The organism is Ignavibacteriales bacterium (genome assembly GCA_026390595.1).
Classification (GTDB): Bacteria; Bacteroidota; Ignavibacteria; order UBA10030; family UBA10030; genus UBA9647.
The window spans coordinates 16,431-38,554 of record JAPLFQ010000022.1; the positions used below are offsets into that span (position 1 = coordinate 16,431).

15 protein-coding genes are annotated in these 22,124 nt (G+C 53.2%); 11 read left to right on the forward strand and 4 right to left on the reverse strand.

What is annotated here, in order from left to right; genetic code table 11:
* Positions 1–9: 9 nt before the first annotated feature.
* Positions 10–594: a hypothetical protein gene (locus tag NTU47_11475; GenBank protein ID MCX6134423.1), complete on the reverse strand. Its 585-nt coding sequence runs from the start codon at positions 592–594 to the stop codon at positions 10–12.
* 249 nt (positions 595–843) lie between these two features.
* Between NTU47_11475 and NTU47_11480 the strand changes: the two genes are divergently transcribed.
* The 5 genes from NTU47_11480 to NTU47_11500 all read left to right on the forward strand — a co-directional run bounded on the left by NTU47_11480 (position 844) and on the right by NTU47_11500 (position 7,163).
* Entirely contained in the window at positions 844–1,782 is a 939-nt protein-coding gene (locus tag NTU47_11480) for a PhnD/SsuA/transferrin family substrate-binding protein (GenBank protein MCX6134424.1), read from the forward strand.
* 8 nt (positions 1,783–1,790) lie between these two features.
* A complete protein-coding gene (locus NTU47_11485) occupies positions 1,791–3,269 on the forward strand; it encodes an ATP-binding protein (protein ID MCX6134425.1) in 1,479 nt (492 codons plus the stop codon).
* The gene (locus NTU47_11490; protein ID MCX6134426.1) at positions 3,250–4,605 is read left to right on the forward strand and encodes a sigma-54 dependent transcriptional regulator; all 1,356 of its coding nucleotides are present in this window, start codon (positions 3,250–3,252) and stop codon (positions 4,603–4,605) included. Before NTU47_11485 ends, NTU47_11490 begins: the two co-directional genes overlap by 20 nt.
* A gap of 478 nt (positions 4,606–5,083) precedes the next feature.
* Positions 5,084–6,937 carry a hypothetical protein gene (locus NTU47_11495; protein MCX6134427.1) on the forward strand — a complete coding sequence of 618 codons (1,854 nt, stop codon included), beginning with the start codon at positions 5,084–5,086 and terminating at the stop codon, positions 6,935–6,937.
* Between the two features lie 82 nt (positions 6,938–7,019).
* The gene (locus tag NTU47_11500; GenBank protein MCX6134428.1) at positions 7,020–7,163 is read left to right on the forward strand and encodes a hypothetical protein; all 144 of its coding nucleotides are present in this window, start codon (positions 7,020–7,022) and stop codon (positions 7,161–7,163) included.
* A gap of 270 nt (positions 7,164–7,433) precedes the next feature.
* Here NTU47_11500 and serC read toward each other — a convergent pair whose 3' ends face one another.
* Positions 7,434–8,519 (reverse strand): 3-phosphoserine/phosphohydroxythreonine transaminase, encoded by a 1,086-nt coding sequence (serC, locus tag NTU47_11505; GenBank protein MCX6134429.1) that lies wholly within the window; start codon positions 8,517–8,519, stop codon positions 7,434–7,436.
* A 326-nt stretch (positions 8,520–8,845) separates the two neighbouring features.
* Between serC and NTU47_11510 the strand changes: the two genes are divergently transcribed.
* From NTU47_11510 to NTU47_11525, 4 genes are all read left to right on the forward strand, one after another.
* Complete coding sequence (locus NTU47_11510) at positions 8,846–9,766, forward strand: D-2-hydroxyacid dehydrogenase (GenBank protein ID MCX6134430.1); 921 nt, start codon at positions 8,846–8,848, stop codon at positions 9,764–9,766.
* Positions 9,767–10,004: 238 nt separating this feature from the next.
* The gene (locus NTU47_11515; GenBank protein ID MCX6134431.1) at positions 10,005–11,246 is read left to right on the forward strand and encodes a DUF1015 family protein; all 1,242 of its coding nucleotides are present in this window, start codon (positions 10,005–10,007) and stop codon (positions 11,244–11,246) included.
* 141 nt (positions 11,247–11,387) lie between these two features.
* On the forward strand, positions 11,388–11,921 hold the full coding sequence (locus NTU47_11520; GenBank protein ID MCX6134432.1) for a superoxide dismutase family protein: 534 nt from the start codon (positions 11,388–11,390) through the stop codon (positions 11,919–11,921).
* Positions 11,922–12,456: 535 nt separating this feature from the next.
* Positions 12,457–12,864 carry an endonuclease domain-containing protein gene (locus tag NTU47_11525; GenBank protein MCX6134433.1) on the forward strand — a complete coding sequence of 136 codons (408 nt, stop codon included), beginning with the start codon at positions 12,457–12,459 and terminating at the stop codon, positions 12,862–12,864.
* Between the two features lie 297 nt (positions 12,865–13,161).
* Here NTU47_11525 and NTU47_11530 read toward each other — a convergent pair whose 3' ends face one another.
* On the reverse strand, positions 13,162–16,014 hold the full coding sequence (locus NTU47_11530; GenBank protein ID MCX6134434.1) for a prolyl oligopeptidase family serine peptidase: 2,853 nt from the start codon (positions 16,012–16,014) through the stop codon (positions 13,162–13,164).
* Between the two features lie 182 nt (positions 16,015–16,196).
* Between NTU47_11530 and NTU47_11535 the strand changes: the two genes are divergently transcribed.
* Positions 16,197–19,304 carry an N-6 DNA methylase gene (locus tag NTU47_11535; GenBank protein MCX6134435.1) on the forward strand — a complete coding sequence of 1,036 codons (3,108 nt, stop codon included), beginning with the start codon at positions 16,197–16,199 and terminating at the stop codon, positions 19,302–19,304.
* A gap of 136 nt (positions 19,305–19,440) precedes the next feature.
* Here NTU47_11535 and NTU47_11540 read toward each other — a convergent pair whose 3' ends face one another.
* Positions 19,441–21,021 carry a multiheme c-type cytochrome gene (locus NTU47_11540; protein MCX6134436.1) on the reverse strand — a complete coding sequence of 527 codons (1,581 nt, stop codon included), beginning with the start codon at positions 21,019–21,021 and terminating at the stop codon, positions 19,441–19,443.
* Between the two features lie 226 nt (positions 21,022–21,247).
* Here NTU47_11540 and NTU47_11545 point away from each other — a divergent pair, with 226 nt between their 5' ends.
* Positions 21,248–21,973, forward strand: a complete 726-nt coding sequence (locus NTU47_11545) for an SIMPL domain-containing protein (protein ID MCX6134437.1) — start codon at positions 21,248–21,250, stop codon at positions 21,971–21,973.
* The last annotated feature ends 151 nt before the right edge of the window (positions 21,974–22,124 follow it).

Sequence of the window (22,124 nt, forward strand, 5' to 3'; positions counted from 1 at the left end):
CCGTTCTCCTTATTTCATTCCGACGAGGTTCTTGAGGCCCCGCAGATAGTTGATGTTGGGGAATGCATCCAGGCCAAGTTCACGGACGGTCTTGATGACCAGAGCCGGATCTTCCATTTCCACAGCAGCGGTCTTGATCCACTTATCTTCGACCTTTACTTCCGCGATCTCCACAATGCAGTTGTTGATGGTGAAGCCGGTTCTCTTCTTCACAACGTTGACCGCTTTCAGCAACTTCGACGGCTTGATCACTTCATCAACATATTGCTCGAACGTGTATTCCGACCGATTAAACTTGGGCAGAGCGACTTTGAAACATTTGAACACCTTTTCGATCTCAGCGACCGGGAGGGGAAAGGTCCCCTTCATGATCGGAAGCCACAATTCAAGCCTGTCTTCGTTCACCTGCTGGAGCGTCTTGATATCCATCAGATTGTCACGGACCTTTGTGTTGTCCATGCTCACTTCGGACAGAATGTAGACCTCTGAGCTTTCCCGGCTCTTTCCCTCCGGGAACTTCCTTATGTTCTCTTCAGCTTTTCCCAGGTCATTTGTGAACGTCCGCCATTCCCAACGTGGAATAATTTCTTGCATAGGATCTCCTTGGTTTTGTTGGTAAGAGTAAGTATTGAGGTCAATCTATATGCCAGAAAGCCTCTGAGATTCGCCTCTATTTCTAGAGAAAAAACAACCTTTCTGAAAAAAAGCTATATTGAATTGACGACCCATGGTCAACCTGACGAAAATTCGTCGCCGGCAGAAGACACCTGCGTTCGAGAGGCTCGAATTTCGTCTATGAGGACCAGCCGGACTCTGGAACGTTTCTTTATACTCTGAGAGCACATGATCTCCAAATACTCTCTGAATCAGATGTCAAAGAAAAAGCTCATTGGCAGTCTCGCCATCATTCTCTTTCTCGCCGTGGCGTTCACGGTCGCCTTCTACCAGTACTCGCTCGACATCGGGCGCGAACGTATCATCGTTTCCAATCACTCCCCCGTTGACTCCATTGCTCTTTTAAAGCCCGTTGTGTACCTGGGAGTGATCTCGCGGTATCCGCCGAATATCATCTACCGTGGCTATCAGCCCATCCTGGATTATTTGACATCGAAAACCCAGTACAGATTTGAATTGAAACTGAGTGATGACTACAATCAGGCGGTCCAGATGCTGGTGCGGAAAGAGGTTGCCGCGGCATTCCTTGGTTCCTATGTCTACGTCAAGGCTCACCAGGACTATGGAATCATTCCGATCCTGAAGCCGCTCAATGAAAACTCCGAACCGTTTTCGCGCTCCGTTGTCATCACCGGGATCACGAGCAAGATCTACAGCATCAATGACCTGAAAGGAAAACGGCTTGCCCTCCCTTCCAGGGAATCATTCTCAAGCATCTGGCTCGTCAGAAATGAACTGCCAAAGCATGCCATCAGGGAGCGGGATCTCGCCGAAATACGGAACTTCCCTCATCACCAGAGCGTCATCCACAACGTGATGAAGAATGTGTATGATGTCGGCGTTACCCGCGAGTACCTCGTCAAGCGATTGATCAACAAGTCCCTTCGCGTGCTGCTATATTCCGACCCTGTGCCGACTTCACCCATTGTCGTCGCGGCAGATTACCCGAAAGACGTCATACTGGCAATCAAGAAGACTCTGCTGGCGATCGATCAGACGCATCCGGAACGGTCGACCGTTACGAAGGGTTGGGATATCGAATTCGTTTATGGATTTGTGGAAGCGTCGGATCACGATTACGATATCATCCGGAATCTCGGAAGGTAACCGAAAGCATGATGTTCACATTGCGGTCAAGCTTGAAAACAAGGATACTCCTGCTCATCGGCTCCGTTGTCGTGCTGCTGATGCTGCTCATTTCCTCTGTGCTGCTGCTGAAATGGCGGGAGCTCATCATACAGAAGGAAACCGACAATGCGATCTCGATTTCGAAGACATTTTCGGTCACGGTGATCGACGCCATGATTTTCGAAGAAAAGAGCGTCGTTCAGAAGGAGAATATCCTCGACACGTATGTCGACAATTTTATCAACAGCCTGAAGACTGTGCAGTATGTGGCCCTCTTCGACCGGAACGGTGCATCGATTCTTCAGACAATCCGCCATGAGAACGGTCGTCCGGATCGGAGCACCGATCACGAGCTCACTCCACAACCCGACGAGCGTGTCACAATCCGCCGCGACCCTCAGTTCGGATGGGTACTGGAAGTCAACCTCCCCTTCATGTTTTCCGGCAAGCACTGGGGCACCGCCACAATCGGGTTTGATGCTCAGCCCATACGGGATGAAATCCAGAGCATCTTCCTGCTTCTGTTGTCCGCGACCGTCCTCATTACCTCCATCGTCCTCATCATCCTGTTCTTTTCCATCGACCGAATGACCTCTTCGCTGGAAACGATCGTCAGGGAGATCGACAAGATCGATTTCGTTTCCGATGTCGACATCTCCTTGCCCAGCCAGAACGACGAGATCGGCTTTCTCTACCATCATTTCAGATTGATGATGGACAGACTTGACGTCTCGAAGAAGGAACTCGAACAGGCGCAGCGACAGATTTACCAGGCCGAAAAGCTGGCATCGATCGGAAGGCTCGCATCGGGGGTGGCCCACCAGGTAAACAACCCTCTCAACGGCATCCGGGCGTGCCTGTATGCGATTCAGCAGAATCCCGCAGATATCCCGCAAACCCGCGAATACCTCGGATTGATCAGCGAGGGGATTGCCAGCATCGAAACGGTGGTAAAAAAGCTCCTTGGCTTCGCACGTCAACAATCAACATCCGACCACGTCATCAACATCAACGACTCCATCGCGACCGTTGCGAACCTCTTTGACCTTCGGCTGAAGGAGAAGAACATCGAAACCACGCTGGAGCTCTCCGGGGATATCGGCTCCGTCAGGATCGATCATCATCTCTTTCAGGAAGTTGTCATGAACCTCCTGCTCAACAGTTACGATGCGGTGGGAAACGGCGGCGTCATTCAGATGGCCACCGGCAACAAGGGCAATTCGTCGGTTTTCATGCGAATCAGCGACAACGGCTGCGGTATCAGTCAGAACGACCTGAAAAGGATTTTCGATCCATTTTTCACAACGAAAGAAGTTGGCACCGGGACCGGATTGGGGCTTTCCGTATGCATGGGAATCATCGAATCTCACGGAGGGACGATCGAGGTCCGGAGCAATGAGGGAAACGGAACATCATTTACGATTACACTACCACGGGCTGACGCTGATGAAATTACTGATCATTGAAGATGAGAAGATCACCCGCATTTCGCTGAGCGACATCCTCAAACGGGAAGGATATGAAGTCTATTCCGCTGAGGACGGCGAAGAAGGACTCGCCACCTACAAATCGGTGCTGCCTGAAGTTGTGATCACCGATCTGCGATTGCCCAAGCTCGGCGGCATGGAAGTGCTGCAGACCGTACTGTCGCTGGATCCCCGATGCAAGGTAATCCTTATCACCGCGTACGCGAGCGTCGAGACTGCCATCTCGTCGTTGAAGCTCGGCGCATTCGACTACCTGACAAAACCCTTCTCTCCGGAGAAGCTGTTGTCTATCCTGCGGAACATCACGCTGCTCCAATCGGCGCTCAACGAGAACGCAGAACTGAAGAACCGGATTGAGATCCTCGAAGACAAGACGATCATCGGCAATTCGCTGATCATTCATAAGCTCAAGGAAACAATCCTTCAAATCGCCCACAACGATTCCACGGTACTGATCGAGGGGGAAAGCGGAACAGGAAAAGAACTGGTGGCGCGTGCGCTGCACAAAGCGAGTCCACGGCGCGATGGGAGCTTCGTGGCCGTGAGTTGTTCGAGCATTCCGGAAAGCCTCCTGGAGAGTGAACTGTTCGGGCATGAGAAAGGGGCCTTCACCGGAGCCATAAGAAAGCACATCGGGTACTTCGAGCGGGCGAACAAGGGAACGATCTTCATCGACGATGTTGACGATTTTCCTTTGAGCATGCAGGTGAAGCTCCTGAGGGTGATTCAGGAGAGAGAGCTCATGCCTGTCGGCGGGAGCGCAAACGTGAACATCGATGTGCGGATCATTTGCGCCACAAAAATCCATCTCAAGAAACGGGTTGAGGAGAAATTGTTTCGCGAAGACCTCTTCTATCGATTAAACATCATCCCCATCAGAATTCCCCCGCTGCGAGAGCGCAAAGAGGATATTCCTCTGCTGGTCGACCATTTCTTCAGAAAACACCGGGCCGAAGACAAGATCATGCTCCTCACCCACGAAATCTACAATGCCCTCAAGGAGCACGATTGGCCGGGCAATGTGCGCGAGCTGGAAAACATCGTTGAAAGGATGATCGCTTTGTCGTTCAGCGGAACAATCGATCTTTCTGTTCTGGACTTGTCGGAGAAAAAGCGGGGCGTGCTGCTGAAGGAGAATTATGGTGACTACGGTTCATTCGATGAGTTCATCTCGAAGAAGGAGAAGGAAATGCTGGAATGGGCGCTGGATGCCTGTCAGAACAACGTCACTGGCGCTGCGAAACTCCTGAACATCCCCAGAACAACTCTCAACAGCAAACTCGGCCGGCTGCTTCCCCATCTTAAAACTCACTGACAACACTGGCGCAGACTGCATTCTTCGGACAGCCCGCGATAAGAACCTTCCTCATTGGTTCGTGGATCAGTTTGACGGGGCAGGTCAGTTTTTGAGATGTCTTCCGGCATCACTGGTTGTCAAATGGAGCATTTGGGGCGTTCCACGCACCTATTGGCCCTGCTTTCGCTTGCGTCATGCCAACGATTTCCATATCTTGTAAACAGAGTGTGCGCCTTGGGTTGACGTCTGACCCGGGCTCGGTTGTGCGGGTTCCAGGCAAGGGAAGCCTGGTTTTCTTGTCGCTGGCTCTGGTAGCTTTGTCACCCCCCTGCCTCACCAGAGTCGTTCTCGTCATCGCGCTCTGTTCCACTCTCGATCTCCGCTGAGCCGTCTGGCTGTTGTGTTTCACCAGTTGGGTGTTCACGATCAACGTGCACTGTGATGGCAACGTCCTGGTGCAACTGGTCGGGTTTTTCACTTTTCGCAAAGGTCGCATATGAGCGAAACCAGAGTGCACACATTTCACATTCCGGTGATGGGGCTGGCGTTCTCCATCGACACACCGGTCAAAGTCGCGCGGTTTGGGATATCCTCCGTGGTATCCATCGTCGACGACATCCTCATCGAGCATATGCGGAAACAACATGCCGCCGAGCGCGGTGAGGCTTACACCCCCATCACGACGAAAGATTACGACTACCGCGCCCGCAGAATTACCGAGTACCTCAATCTCCTGCAGCGAATCGTGCATGATCAAATCGCGTCGCTCAGGACCTCTGCGTTCGAAAAAGGAAGCGAAATAGTTAAATACTTCGAAATGCTCGCGGACCAATCTCCGTTGAAAGCGATGTACCAGCGACTGATGCACACGGACGACTCTGCTGCACGTGCGCAACTCGAACAAGAGCTGCGCTCAAAGATCGTCGCCGGCGAGATCGACGTCAACATCATGACGAAGCTGGACCGCCTGGCGCCGCCGAAAAACGGGCAGCCGCTCCCGTCTGAGTTTTCCGATGCACTGTCTTCACTGCGGGGATTTGCGAAGAGCGACCTCAACTCGTCCGTCGTTCTCTCCGCCGGATTGAATTCGCGCCTCTTCAATTATATGGCGCAGTTCCCCGATTTTCTTCCCGATGAACACGGAGAGCTTCGAAAAAGAGTCACATTAAAAGTGAGCGATTACCGGTCTGCCTACATTCAGGGCAAGATCCTGGCGAAGAAGGGAATCTGGGTTTCAGAGTACCGCGTCGAGTCGGGGCTGAATTGCGGCGGTCATGCGTTTGCGTCCGACGGAGACCTTCTCGGACCGATCCTCGAAGTTTTCAAGACTAATAAAACCACCCTGATCAACGAACTTCACGAGCTCTACACCGCAGCCCTGGTGTCAAAGGGCGTGCATGTGCCGGATCAACCATTGCCGGTGCTGGTTACCGTTCAAGGAGGAATCGGCACGACGAAAGAAGACGAATTCCTCCGTGACTTCTATCAGGTTGATGGCACGGGCTGGGGATCTCCCTTCCTCCTCGTTCCGGAAGCAACGAATGTGGACGACAGGACGAGGCAGCAACTGGCCCAGGCAACAAGGGAAGACTTCTATATCAGCGATTCATCTCCGCTCGGCATTCCGTTCAACAACATTCGCAACACAACAGGCGAGCAGCAACTCTACCAGCGCGTCGCAAAGGGAAAGCCCGGCAGTCCGTGCGAGAAGAAGTTCCTCTGCAGCAACACGGAGTTCACCAAAGACCCTATCTGCACGGCGTCGTCACAGTATCAGCGGTTGAAGATCAAGCAGCTGGAAGATATGGAACTTCCGTCGGACGAGCTGCAATATAAGCTCGGGAAGCTTCACGAGAAGACCTGCCTGTGCGAAGACCTCGCGGCCACAGCCCTGAACAACAACGGCGTGTGCGGAGACACCCCTCTCCCCGTTGCCGTATGTCCGGGTCCAAATCTGGCCTATTTCTCCAGAATCGCGACGCTCGAGGAAATGGTCGGACACATCTACGGCCGCATTCAACTCATGACCGTGAGTAACCGGCCGAACATGTTCATCAACGAGATCAGGCTGAACATCGATCACCTGAAGAGCGAAATCCAGAAGGCTCTGAATTCGATTTCCGCGAGGGAGCAGGCACGATTCTCTGAATACAGGAAGAACTTGCTGGAAGGAATAGAGTACTATAAGAAGCTCGTTCCGCATCTGGTGAAGGAAAGTGAACGGTATCATGAAATCATGCGTGCGCAGCTCCTGGAGCTGGAAAACGAGTTGATGCAAATCGTCATCCCTTGCCCATTCGAAGCACAAGGGGAATACCTACAGACGGCGCGTGTTGCGTCCGTTGGCTAAGCACATTCGATAGATAGAGTGGAGAGTGATCGTGTCAGCAGAACTGAAACAATGTCTTAGCTGCGCCAAGACTGAAGAATCTGTGCCGCTTGTTACGCTGCAATTCAAGGGGGCTGCTCAGTGGATTTGCCCTCAATGCCTGCCGCAACTTATCCATGCCCCCCACAAGCTCGCCGGAAAGCTGCCGGGAGCCGAAACCATGGGCGGCGCGGAGCACCACCACTAGAGGCTATCTCAAAAACCCTCAAAGTCATTGCGAGCGACGCAATCTCACCAAGGTTTGTCGAGACAAAAGAGAGATTGTCCGCCTTTCTGGATCCCGCATAGAGGCGGATCCAAAGAGCGGGACTTCGGCAAGAAGCGCCTCGCAATGACGTGGCTGGTGTTTTTGAGATGAGTTCTAGAAATGTTGAAGGTCGCCCTCCGCCGGATTGCCTGCGGCTGAAAGCGACCTTCATTGTGTACATCTGCTCAAAGCTTCGAAACGATCTTCCGCCTACTTGTTCGCCGTGTAAAACTCCTCCATGAACTTCGCCAGCGTTTCCACCGACTCCAACGGGCACGCGTTGTATTGGGACGAGCGGATTCCGCCAACGGAACGATGCCCTTTCAATCCCACCATCTGTTTCTTTTTCGCTTCTGCCACAAACTTGTCCTCCAGCTCGGGGGTCGGAAGATTCCAAGTGAGGTTCATGATCGACCTGTCCGACTTGTCGGGCACGGTCCCTTTGTAGAAATCAGGATGTGCGTCGATCACATCATAGATCATCGCGGCTTTCTTCTGGTTGCGGGCTTCGATCGCATCGAGTCCTCCCTCCTTCTGGATCCACTTCAGCGTCTTGCCGAGAACGAATACAGCCAGGACTGGCGGAGTGTTGTAGAGAGACTTGCCATCGACGTGCGTCTTGTATTTCAGCATCGTTGGCACCTCCTCCTTCGCCTTTGCTTCGAGATAGGCTCGCTTGATGACAATCATCGTGACGCCTGCCGGACCGAGGTTCTTCTGAGCTCCGGCATAGATGAGGCTGTACCGGCTCCACTCCCGCTTCATACCAAACATATCCGACGACATGTCAGAGATGAGCGGCACGCTGCCGACATCCGGAATTGATTTCCATTCCGTTCCGTAGATTGTATTATTGGTCGTAATGTGCATGTAGTCAGCATCAGGTGAGAACTTGAAGCTCTTGGGTAAATAGTTGAAATTCTTGTCCTTGGAGCTTGCGGCCTCATTCACGGTTCCAAATGCCTTCGCTTCCTTCGCGGCTTTCGTGGCCCACTCACCGGTTACAAGATAGTCGGCTTTCGTATGGAGAAAATTCATCGGCAGCATCGCGAACTGAAGGCTTGCCCCACCGCCGACAAAGATGACGGCGTAGTCCTGGGCATTCAGTCCCATGATTGCCAGCGCGTCCTTTTCTGCGTCCTGAATAACGACATCGAATTCCTTCGAACGGTGGCTGATCTCGAGAATCGAGACCCCCAGATTGGCAAAATTCACAACAGCATCCCGCGTTTCTTCGAGGACCGATACCGGAAGAACTGCTGGGCCCGCATAGAAGTTATGTGCTCGATTAGACATCGGAAGTCTCCTTCGTCAGGCTTGAAGTGGGTGGAGAAGCAGAAATTGTACATATGCAATATATGATTTTTTCGATCACGCGGAAAGTGAGGCGTTTTATTTTCTGTCCTGGCGTCAAATGAAAACCGGCGGTCTGTCGTCTCGAAAACAGGAATTGTCACGCCGCTCCGATCGTTCTCAGTTGTCACTTCAAACAAAATTCATTACGTTTCGCCCCATCAAGCCGGGAACCAGAGCGATCATTGACGCGGCTTCCTGCAAGCGTTCTCTGTATGTACTGACTCTCGTCCGGGCTCACAATCTCATCTTTGAATTCGGAGGCGTCCATGAAGATACTCATCACAGACGGAATTTCTCCTGAGGGGGCAAAAATCCTGCTTGATGCAGGGCACGATGTCGACCAGGTAAAGTATACGCCGGAAGAACTGCTGACAAACATCGGCAAGTACGATTGCATTATCGTTCGTTCGGCCACAAAGGTTACCAGGGAAGTCATCGAAGCTGGGAAGAACCTGAAGGTCATTGCACGGGGCGGCGTCGGGCTGGACAACATCGACGTCGAAGTTGCAAAGGCGAAGAACCTTGCGGTCCTCAACACTCCCGGCGCATCGGCGATCTCCGTCGCCGAGCTGGCAATCGGACACATGTTTGCCCTGAGCCGGTTTCTGCACGTCAGCAAAATGGACATGATTGCAGGCAAGTGGCCGAAGAAGGAATACTCGAAGGGCATCGAACTGACGGGCAAGACGCTCGGGGTCATGGGATTCGGAAATATCGGCAAGGAAACAGCCCGCCGGGCTTTGGGTCTGAGCATGAACGTGCTCGCCTTCGATCCACCGTTCACGATGATGGACTTTGTCGTGCGGATCACGACGCGCGAGAAACTCCTCGAAGCATCCGACTTCATCACGCTCCACATCCCCGCGGATAAGAAAGCCGGTCCGGCCATCGGGAAAAAGGAATTCGACATGATGAAGAAGGGGGCTATCCTCATTAACTGCTCTCGCGGCGGTGTGGTCGATGAATCTGCGCTCCTCGACGCACTCGAAAGCGGCAAGGTCGCCGGCGCGGCGCTGGATGTATTTATGAACGAACCGCCGACGGATGCTCAGAAGGCCCTCATCAATCATCCGCGGGTCAGCGTGTCTCCGCATATCGGTGGATCTACAATAGAAGGCCAGGAGCGGGTCGGCATCGAGATCGCTCAGCGCGTCGTGAAGGCGTTCAATCCCGACGCATTCCACTAGCCAGGGTGCGGAAAAACAAAATATCGTCACGTTGAGCGAAGCCTGACGAGGTTTTTCTTTTGGATGCCTTTTTCCGCATCATCCTTGGGTCCACTTACAACAATCGCTTCACCACAAAGGCACTGAGCCAAAGGCTCATGCGCCTCTGGCGCAGAAGACTCGAATTGAGTTGCGGAGACGAGAGGTTATTTGTTTCTCTTTGTGTCTTCGTAGTTGAAAAAAGGAATCAACACTCTCTATGGCAACTGTTCGTCCGTTCAAAGCATTTCGTCCAAAACCGGAATTCGCAGGCGAGGTCGCAGCGAAACCGTATGACGTCCTGAGCTCTGAAGAAGCGCGTCTGGAAGTCCGCGGGAACCCCCTGTCATTTCTTCACGTCGGCAAACCAGAGATCGACCTGGATCCGGCGATTGACCATTACGATCCTCGTGTCTATACGAAGGGGAAAGAGAATCTTCAGAAGCTGATCGACCAGAAGATTCTGGCAGAAGACCCGGCTCCGTATCTGTATGTGTACGCGCAGACAATGGAAGGACGGACACAGTACGGCATCGTCGGCTGTGCCTCGGTAGAGGAGTATCTGAACGACACGATCAAGAAGCACGAGCTCACTCGTAGAGACAAGGAGGAGGACCGCTGCAACCACGTGCGGGTCACCAACTCGCACTCCGGCCCGATCTTTCTGACGTATCCGGACAACGCTGAGATTGATGCCATCGTGGAGGCGGTCACGAAGCAGCCTCCCGAGAATGATCACGTTGCTGCTGACGGGATTCGGCATCAGTCGTGGGTTATCAGGGATTCGGGCACGGTTCAGAAGCTCCAAGATCTCTTCAGCGGAATCCGGAACTTGTACGTTGCTGACGGACATCACAGGACAGCCGCGGCGGCAATCGTGGGACGCGAACGGAAGCTCGCAAACCCGAATCACCGGGGAGACGAAGAGTACAACTTCTTCCTGGCTGTCTGCTTCCCTGCCAGTCAGCTCAAGATCCTCGACTACAACCGTGTTGTGAAAGACCTCAGCGGTCTGAGCCCGGAAGCGTTCTTCGAGAAAGTGAAAAAGACCTTTGCTGTGGCACATATCCAGGGCCGGCCCCGGCTTGCACGAAAGGGAGAGTTCGGCCTGTATCTCGACGGTGAGTGGTACTTGTTATCGGCGCCGGATTCATTGCTGATGAACAGCGATCCCGTTGAGCGGCTTGACGTGACAATCATCCAGAAACACCTGCTCGACCCGATACTTGGCATCAAGGACCCACGCGTGGACAAGCGCATCGATTTCGTTGGCGGCATTCGCGGCCTGGGCGAACTTGAGAAGCGGGTAGACTCCGGAGAGATGAAGCTCGCGATCTGCATGTTCCCCACTTCGATCCACGAGTTGATCGCCATAGCCGATGCCGGCAAAATAATGCCTCCCAAATCGACTTGGTTTGAACCGAAGCTGCGGGACGGGCTGTTTGTGCATTTCCTGGAGTAGAAGAAACCAGTTAATTGGTTAAATGGTTAAATAACCAATCACCAATTAACCAGTCACCACATACCCCCGTGAACTAAACCTGAGAATTGTTGGTTGATATGTAGCAGACCACCACATTGAACCAATACTCGGAGATGATCCATGAAATCCAGCCTGACAGCAGTGTTGACCTGCGTGCTCGCCTTCACAGCTGCTGCTCAACACGATATGCAGAAGATGGGAAACGTGCCGTTGAAAGCCATCGCGCTTCTGGCTCCTGCCAAAGACAAGACCGTGAAAGGTGTCGTCACTTTCACCCAATCGGACAACGGTGTCAAAGTGTATGCACACCTGGAGGGGCTCACTCCCGGAAAGCACGGATTTCACATTCATGAGTTTGGGGATTGCACGGCGGCCGATCTGACGAGCGCTGGCGGACATTTCAATCCGACTCAATCATCCCATGGTGCGCCGGCTGATGAGATGCGCCACTCTGGCGATCTTGGCAACATTGTGGCAGACGAGAAGGGGATGGCAATACTGGAGTGGGTGGACCCAATGATGCAGCTCTCAGGTCCGAACGCGATCATCGGTCACGCAGTCATCGTCCATGCAAAAGAGGACGATCTGAAGACTCAACCAACGGGGAATGCCGGTGCGCGTGAGGCGTGCGGAGTGATAGGTATCGCGAAATAGAATCGACCTCATCCGTCGAGAATTCCAAAGGCCCGCACACCGGGCCTTTTTTTTGTTTGAGCCCTTTCGAGGAATCGAAAACATTGGATAGCAACCACCTTGGAGTGAACCCAAGCTAACCCTCACCTGCCGGCTCGAACATCGAATCACCAAACCTCCCCTCCTTCTGTGAAGGAGGGGGCAGGGGAGGTCAGCCCAGGAACAACCCATTCGACGTTCCCACCCACCCTCCTTTTTCCGCCAATCATATTTTCTTGTTCCCCGAATTGCGACTGACTAAGTTTCCCTTCAATTGACTAGAACCTATCTCAAAAATGCTCACGCCCGCCTGCCTCTGGAATTGCCCGAGGCGGGCAGGCAAAGGCGCCCCCGACAATCCTTCGACTCCGCTTCGACTCGTGCTGGCAAGAACGCACTCGCTCAGCGTCGCTCAGGACGTCGGGGCAAGCAAGACAGCAAAGGTAAGATCTTGAGTTGAAAATTCTCTCCTTTGCGGCTTTGCGTGAAATTCTCATCTTACCGAGGTGTTCTTGAGATGGCTTCCAGAACCAAAGCGCTCTCTGCAACGATGACTCTCCACTTCAACATCACTCCCCTCAAGAAGAGGCGCCGCTACCTTCGGACCCATCTTCCGAAAGCCGAAGTGCTCCTCTGGATGCGACTCTCGAACCGTCAGATGCTTGGGTTCAAATTCCGACGTCAGTACAGCGTTGACAAATTTGTGATTGACTTCTATTGCACGGAGCTGAGACTTGCGATCGAAGTCGACGGCGACAGCCATTTCACACCGCGGGCCAGGATTTACGACCGTGGCCGCCAGCATCACATCGAGTCGTTTGGAATCAGGTTCCTGCGGGTAATGAACGAAGATGTCTACCATAATCTGGAGGCGGTGTTGGATGAGATTGAGTCAACGATTCGAGCAATCGAAGGCAGGGGATAGCGACCAACCCTTCGATGTGTCCCCTCCTTTGCAGGAGAGAATCTGTGGGAAGCAGCCTGAACTAACCGTCATCAGCGAGCTCCATCATTGACCCGCCAACCCTCCCCTCCTTCATTGGAAAGCGGGGGCAGAGGAGGTCGGCCCCTGAACAACCTGCCCGACGATTCCTCCCCTATTGTATGAGCAGAGCCGCTGTTTCGCTTACCCAAAAAAAACAAAGGCCCGCACACCGGGCCTTTGTCGTTCGCTGGTGGACAGATAGTCAACCAGTCCGACAGTAATGATCACAAGAGAGAGCTATTTCGTCAGTTCATACCCCCGCGTCTTCCCCTTCTCGATGGCCGGTATCCCCCTGGTCATCCACACAGGCTCCGGTTGCCCCATCAGGTAATGATCGAAGAACTGGAGCATGCGCACCGAGAGATCTTTCCGGTTCTTGCGCTGCACGAGGTTGTGCGCCTCGCCGTTGTACGTCAGCATCCAGGCCGGCTTGCCGAGGCGGCGGAGAGCCGTAAACAGTTCGATGCCCTGATACCAGGGAACAGCCCCATCCGCATCATTTGCCATGATCAGAAGCGGTGTCGTGATGTCCGGAGCACTGAACAACGCTGAGTTCTCGATGTAGAGCAGCGGCTTCTCCCATAGCGTAGCCCCAATCCGACTCTGGGTCTTTTCATACTGGAACATTCGGCTCATGCCCGACTCCCACCGTATCCCGCCATACGCACTCGTCATGTTTGAAACGGGAGCCCCCGCGCCGGCTGCAGCAAACATGTGTGAATGCGCCACAAGATACGCCACCTGGTATCCCCCCCAGCTCTGACCTTGAATGGCGATCTTTGAGCTATCCACATATCCCTCTCCGATCAGTTTCATGATACCGGGGATGACACAATCATACGCGCCTTTCCCGGGGTATCCTACCTGATAGCGAATATCGGGGACGAAAATGACATAGCCGCGGCTGACGAAGAGTGAGATATTGACCGTCGATGCTGATGGAGCCGGCGCAATGTAGCGATGGAGGAGATCGGAATTGCGTTCATAGAAGTACGAGATCAGAGGATATTTCTTCTTCGGATCGAAATTCTCCGGCTTGAAGAGCAGGCCTTCGATCGGCTTGCCGTCCGCTGCGATCCACGAAATCAACTCCACCGAACCCCAGAGATACTCTTTTTGCTGCGGATTGATGTCGCTGATCCGCTCGAGCTTTGCCATCGCCATATCGGAGACATACAGATCAGGACACTCCCTGAACGTGCTGCGTGTGAGTATCAGTTTCTCCGCCTTGTCGGCCTTCTTCGGGGCAGAGTAATCACAAGCCTGCATGACGATCTTGCGCGGCGCCTGCCCATCGTTGAGCTTCATCGTGTAGAATCCTGAGGACTTGTCGGTAAACGAAAATGCATCGAGAAGAATCTGCGCGTCAGGGTTCAGAAACTTCTCTTCGGGATCGAGTCGGACGTACCGGAATCTCAACTGCTCCTTGCGTCCAAGTCCGCGCGTCAGATTCTCGGGGGCCTTCTTCCCTTCCGGATCGATTCTCCAGATATCATGGCGATCATAGATCAAAACGTCCTGGTCATCTTTCGTCCACCCCATCATACCATGGGGGTTGGGGTCATCCGGCACGTCATTCAGCTCGTTCCACACCGGGAAGGGAATCTGAGCGGATAAATTGATGGTCTTTTCTTTCTTCAGCGAATACGCGCGCCAGCAGGTGTCCTCCTCAGCATACCAAACAACGTACTGCGCGGAAGGGGACAGGGTTGGATTCCCTCTCGTTTTGCCGGCAATCTTCTTTGCTTCACCCGTCACGGGATCTACCACGTACACATCCCGGTACGAAGCATCCCACGAAACGAGCTGGCGGTACGGGACATCGGTCGAGCCGACAGCCACGTCAGCGTTTCCGTCGAGCCCTACCGTCACATTCGGCATGGCGACCGTGGCAAGCTGCGAGAACTTTCGCTTCTTCAGATTTACGACCGCCGTATATGATCGCTTCTTTTCCGTATCGAGGTTCTTGAGCTGCTGCGGCTGCAGCAAAGGATCCTGCCAATTCCATACGTCGAGCTTCGCAGATTCCTCATCGTTCATGGTTGTGTCTTCCGGCATCGGAACCGGCGCCGTTCCAAGGAACAGCCTCTTGCCATCCTTCGAGAAAAACAGTTTTCCATTTTCGCTGACCAGCCACTTTTTCGGTAATCCCTGCGTGAGCGTGTCGGCCAGAAGCTCCGGAGCTGTTGAATTCTCCGACCAATAATAGAGAGAGTAATACCTCTGCTTCGCCTTGGAAGTGTCACGGTCTGCCACGTATGCCGCCTGCGTTCCTTCGTCGTCGCAGACGACGCCCTTGAACTTTCCTTTTCCGGCAGCGAGAGTGTCGATGTACGCTCGGGATGTATCGGTAAACGCCTTTCCCGTGTTCACCGTGATCACCCCTGCTTTGACCGTGCTGTCATTCCCGGTTGTCGCGGCGATGAAACGCTTTCCGTTCTTCGAGAATGCATAGTCACCGCCAAACGGGAAGCTGTAGTCTTTGCCCGAGAGGAGATTGCGGAGAAGAATGGTAGTTCCCTTTTCTTCCTTCTTGGTCGTCTCTTCGTCCGCCGGATCAGCATCATCGCTCTTCTTTTCGACGTTTCGCTTCCCTTTCTTCGTGGTATCCGGGAGTTCCTTTTCGAGCTGATATGCGACCCATCCCGATCCCTTCTCGGGGAGCTTGAATGATTTCACTCGCGCGATCTTTGTCAGTTTCATCGTCGAGAGCGCGATGATGCCGAGGGAGTCCTTCGGAAGATCGTCCTCTTTCTTCTTGGCGATCTTGAGCTTCCTAACCTCTGCGAAGAATGGCTTGATCGAGAAGACGACGTAGTCTGACGACTCCGATATCTTCGCGTTCATGCCCCGAGGAATCGTGTCATACCTGCGAGATTCGGTGTTGTAGATTACCAGATGCGCATCCCCCTCCTGGGGTTCGACCGAGTAGACAACCCATTTGCCGTCGTTGGAGATCGATTCTCCGGCGACTCTTTTCCACTGATCATATACGTCATGACTCAACGGTTTCTTCCCGGCCGTCTGGCCTAGCGCTATGCACATGGATGCGATGATGAACCCCGCGAGGAGAATGAAGCGCGATTTCATAGGCACTCCCAGATTAATCGTTTGATGGACTGCGTTCGGCAACCTAAGTTACGGCAGAGATGTGGCTGGAATAGTAATGATAATCCTGAATTCATCCAAGCCTTTGTTTTTCCCCGCCGTTTGTCGTAGATTTATCCAGCGGCATAGAAGTCTTCCATCCTACCAACCGATCAAACCGCACCATGACTGCACCCAAAGAGATCGTCAGGCTCGTCGAGCGCTTCGACCAGAACAGAGAACAGTATACCTCGGGAAACTACAACGAAGCGCAACTGCGCCAGGAGTTTCTGAACCCGTTCTTCTCAGCTCTGGGATGGGATGTTGAGAACCGGCAAGGGTACGCTGAGCCATATAAAGAGGTTATACACGAGGACGCAATAAAGATCGGCGCAGCGACGAAAGCGCCGGACTATGCGTTCCGCATCGGCGGCACGAGAAAGTTCTTTGTTGAAGCAAAAAATCCATCGGTGAATCTGAAAGAAGATTTTTCACCTTCCTACCAGCTTCGCCGTTACGCATGGTCGGCGAAACTCCCGCTCAGCATCCTTACCGACTTCCAGGAATTTGCCGTCTACGATTGTCGCACTCAACCTTTCAAGACAGACAAAGCCTCAACGGGCCGGGTTCGATATCTTACTTACAACGACTACGCAACGGAGTGGGAGTCCATCGCGACCGTCTTTTCCAAGGAAGCCGTCTTAAGAGGCGCCTATGACAAATTCGCCGAATCGACGAAAGGCAAGAAAGGAACGGCCGAGGTCGACGACGCGTTCCTCAAGGAAATCGAGTCGTGGCGCGACATACTTGCGAAGAACATCGCCCTCCGGAACCCGAAGCTCTCGCAGCCGCAACTCAACTTCGCCGTGCAGCGAACAATTGACCGGATCATTTTCCTCCGCATTTGCGAAGACCGCGGGATCGAACAGTACGGCCGCCTCCTCGCCCTCGTCAACGGAGAGCGCGTCTACCGGCGGCTGTACGAGCAATTCGAACACGCGGACGAAAAATACAACTCGGGACTTTTCCACTTTGAACCGGAGAAGGGGCGACCGGAACAGCCCGACGAGCTGAGCCTCTTGCTCCACATCGACGACAAACCGCTCAAAGAGATTATTGGCAACCTGTACTATCCGGATTGCCCGTACGAGTTCTCGGTGCTTCCTGCAGACATACTTGGCCAGGTCTACGAGCAATTCCTCGGAAAGGTCATCAGGCTCACAGCGGGCCATCAGGCGAAGGTCGAAGAGAAGCCGGAGGTGAAGAAGGCCGGCGGCGTCTACTACACGCCAACGTACATCGTCGATTACATCGTCAAGAACACCGTCGGCAAGTTGCTCAATCCCGAAACTTCCGAAACAGGGTCCGACAAAAGCAAACGTCACCCTGAGCGCAGTCCCGACGTTCTTAGTCGGGACGGAGTCGAAGGGTCTGCACACAAGCCAACGAAGCCCTTTACCCCCAAGGAAGCCGCGAAGCTTCGCATACTCGACCCCGCGTGCGGCTCGGGTTCGTTCCTCATTGGAGCGTACCAATATTTGCTCGACTGGCACCGCGACTGGTACTTCAACGACGGCCCTGAGAAACACGCAAGCGGCAGGAACGCGACGGTTTTTCGCGGGCCGGGGGGAGAGTGGCGCCTCACCACTGCGGAGCGGAAGCGTATTCTATTGAACAACATTTACGGTGTGGACATTGACTCGCAGGCGGTTGAGGTAACGAAGCTCTCCCTTCTGTTGAAAGTGCTGGAGGGCGAGAACGAGCAGACGATTTCGCAGCAGCTCAAGATGTTCCATCAGCGGGCTCTCCCCGACCTCGGCAGCAATATCAAGTGCGGCAATTCGCTCATTGGACCGGATTTCTACGATGGGAAACAACTCTCCCTACTGGATGAGCAGGAGAAGAATCGGATCAACGTCTTCGACTGGAAGAAAGAATTCATGGAGATCATGGATGCAGGCGGGTTTGACGCGGTGATTGGGAATCCGCCATATGTGAGGCAAGAGGGCCTCAGTTTTGCGAAGGACTATTTCGAAGCGCACTTCAAGACCTTCCGAAGCACTGCGGACCTATATGTCGGGTTTGTTGAGATGGGACTCAGACTGCTGAGGCCTCTCGGCCATTTCGGGATGATCATCTCAAACAAATGGCTCAGAGCAGATTACGGCGATCGGCTTCGTGATTTTCTTCAGAAAGAGGCATCACTTAGCTGTATCATTGATCTTTCGGGACTGCCGGTTTTCGAAGGTGCAACAGTCCGAACGATCATTTTGATTTGCTCTCGAAGTAAGGTCAAACGGCTTGAGTTTCAATATCTACCTCCGATGTCGATAGAGGACTTCAGAACAATTCGCAGCGGCGGCGAATTAGAACGCATGGCGTGTAATCGAAGCCACATGATCTCCGTCCAATCCTTGTCATCGACAGGCTGGTCACTATCGAGGTCTTCATCAACTCGGCTTGTTCAGAAACTCGTTGATGGGAAAACACTGTTGGGGGAATACATTAAGCGAGGACCATTTTTCGGAATCAAAACTGGTTTCAATGAGGCGTTCATCATTGATCAGGAGGCGAGGAACAAGCTCGTCGAGAAAGATAGGCGCTGCGCCGATATTATCAAACCTCTTGTCGGAGGTAGGGATGTGCAGAGATATCATCTTGATTTCGACCATAAGTACCTTATTTGGACTTACATCGGAGTCCCGATAAATAAGTATCCCTCTATCCTGAAACACTTGACGAAATTTGAAGACCGGTTAAAAAAACGCTCGGATCAAGGTAACGAATGGTGGGAACTTCGTGCATGCGATTACTATGAAGATTTCCAGAAGCCAAAGATTATTTATCCGGACATTTCAACGAGTTGCCGGTTCACCTTAGATCTCGATGGTTTCTTTGGTTCTAATACCAGTTATGTTATTCCTAGTGACAACTTGTACTTGCTGGCACTATTGAACTCACGAGTCGCCAATTTCTATTTTCACGAAGTTTGCGCGGGACTCGAGAGCAAAGGAACGACGTATCTCAGGTTCTTCGGGCAATATCTGAGCGGATTCCCTGTGTGCCAGATTGATTCTACGATCGCATCCGACAAATCCCGCCACGACAAAATGGTGCAGCTTGTGGAGCAGATGCTGTCATTGCACAAGCAACTTCCCGCCGCGAAGACTGAGCAGGAGAAGACGGTGATACAGCGTCAGATCGATGCGACGGACAAGCAGATAGATCAGCTTGTCTATGAGCTGTACGGGTTGACTGAGGAGGAGATAAGGATAGTGGAGGGGATAGAATAGATCCGAATCGTCTGGACGGCCTTATTGGCATCCGTCCGAAACGAAATGGCGAACATGAACAGAGTACAAACTGTCGGGGGCGAATCGCTATTCGCCCCCGACGATGACGCCATTTCGTCCGCCCCGACCAGGCCCGCTAATTGTACCGCGCCTTGTACGCTTTCCTGAGCTCCTCCGCCTCTTTCGGGCTCAATCCTTTCATCCAGATATGCTCGTCCTGTGTCAGGATTTGATTGACAATGGCCTCATACTTCTTCCCCATCGCAGGACTCCGCTGCGATGCCGCTTCAATCACCTGAGGAAGGAACTTTGTATAGTAATGCTTCGAGACTTCGTAGAGACCGTGCCAATGCGTGTAGTCCGGGCCCATCATCGCTGCTCCGTGACGTGCGCGCCGCCCCTCATGGTGCCATAGTTCATAGTATGTCCATTGAAGCTCGTGCTCGAAGGGCGCGGTCGCCTTCAACACGCTGTCCGCGATCAAGTCGGCCATCAACTTCGCTGACGGTTTCCCGAATTTGTCGTTGAAGAGGCCCACGAGGTTGTCGTACTGCGCATAGAAATTGTCCGTGTGCATCTCGCCGTGACAGTTCTTGCAGACTCCTTTCATGCTCGCCCGCCTCTCCTCCCAGCGAATGATCCGCTCGACCTTCCGATCGACATTTTTGTTCACGAGTTTTTCCCCTTCCACAACTTTGTCGATTGTCTTTAGGACATCACCGATCTTGGGAAGCGGCCTGTCTTCCGGATAGTCTTCCTTCTCTCCATCCTGAAAAACCACGAGATTCTGTTTCTTGCTGATTGCCGGGCGAAGTGTCCAGCTGATCCGTTCTCCGACATCATGGGTATTTCCGGCAACAACCCCCGTCGGAGTGTTGTAGCTGCTGATGTGGCACGTTGCGCAGGTCGGAGCTGCCGAGTAGTCCTTGCCGAGCACCCAGTCGCCCTCCTTGTCGAGCGCCATACGATCACGGTTTGCATGGAACGCGATGCCGTGTTTCGATTCATTATAGATCTCAATCTGCGGATGGTCCGGTCCCATATGACACTTACCGCAATTCTCAGGAGACCGGGCGAGCTTCGCTTCAAACGAATGTCGTGAATGACAGGCGTGGCACGATCCCTGCGATCCATCGGGATTCATGCGCCCCATGCCGCTGTTCGGCCACGTCGTTGCATCAATGACCGGTATTCCCTCCGCCCCCTTCTTCATCATCTTCCCCTCCTTGTCACGGACAAACTTGACGATCGTGCCGTGACACTGCCAGCATCCGCTCACCGCGTCGGCATTGTTTCCCGGCATGCCGGCTGCCCGCTCCGCCAAAACGTTATCGAGACTTGCAAGAATCTGTCCGGCTTTGGCGTGGTGGCTTCTCGCGAACTGCTGGTATTCCTGGTCGTGACATCGCGCACAGTCTTTAGGCGTCACGAGGGCTGCGACCTGAACACCATGATGATTCCAGCTGTCGACGTCTGTTTTTTCCGCACCGTGACACTCCAGACATCCGATGCCACTCTGCGCGTGACGCGATCGCTGCCATTCCATGACGAGTGCCTGGTCGAGTTTGCGATGGCAGGAAACACACTGGTCGCTTGGATCGGAGCTCTTGGGTTTTACTTCCTGGCAGAGTGCGCTGGCGAACAGGATCAGAGTCATGGCTATCGCGAAGGGAATTGCCAGCGAAAAACTGGAAATACCTCTCTTATGGTGAGTCATCGTAACCTCCTTGGATCGGTGTGCCCGTGAGAGCAGTCGGTGCGGTGGGTAGTTGAAATCAAGGTATATCAGATAATGCTCGGAATCAAGGGAACTCAATATCGTTCAGCGCCACATGGATCCGTCCATTCATTTCACATTCCCGCTTGAAAGGCTGCACATCGGCGGCTATATTCAGATGTTAAAAAGATCTCAATTCGGCTGCTGCTCATTGGGAGGATTTCTCATGGAAACAAACAGACTACTTTCGGCCGCCCTTATTGCAATTGGCATTACTGCCGCGGGATGGTTCGTCGGACGCGGTTTCATCAAAGCACGATCCGCTGACCGCTGCGTCACGATGAAAGGCGTGGCAGAACGTGAAGTGCAGGCAAACATTGCCTTGTGGCCGCTTCGGTTCGTTGCAACGAGCGACAATCTCGCGGAAGCACAGAACAGGATCAAGAAGAACAGTGCCGCAGTGTATTCCTTCCTGAAGCACAGCGGGATCGACTCGGCTTCAACGGAGGTCCAGAAGACCGAAGTGACAGACGTTCTTGCCAATCAGTACAGAAGTGGGACCACCCAGAGCCGGTATATCATTGCCCAAACGATCATGGTGCGAACAATTCAGATCGAAAAGGTCGTTCGTGCAAGCCAATCGGTGGGAGGACTCGTCGACGCCGGCGTTGTGCTGTCTTCTGCAGGCGGACCCGAAAGCGGCCCCACCTACCTCTTCACCGAACTGAATGCTCTGAAACCTGATATGATCGCTGAAGCAACAGCAAGTGCCCGCAAAGGGGCAGAGCAATTCGCCAATGACTCGGGAAGCAAGCTCGGTGGAATCCGGAGAGCGAGTCAGGGGGTTTTTGAAATCCTCCCTCGTGATCGCGCTCCCGGCATCTACGAGGGGACACAGTTGAACAAGACTCTCCGCGTCGTCACGACGGTTGAGTACTTTCTGGAAGATTAGCTGAACCGAAATCAATGCCGGTGAACTCCAGTCATTCAGACACGAAGCGTTTTTCGATTTGAGAATTCCCCTGCAGCACTCTTCATTGCCTGTGTTCTTCGACAGTTACACTGTCGAAGAAGGCTCATGCTGGAGTTACACTCCAGGAAGT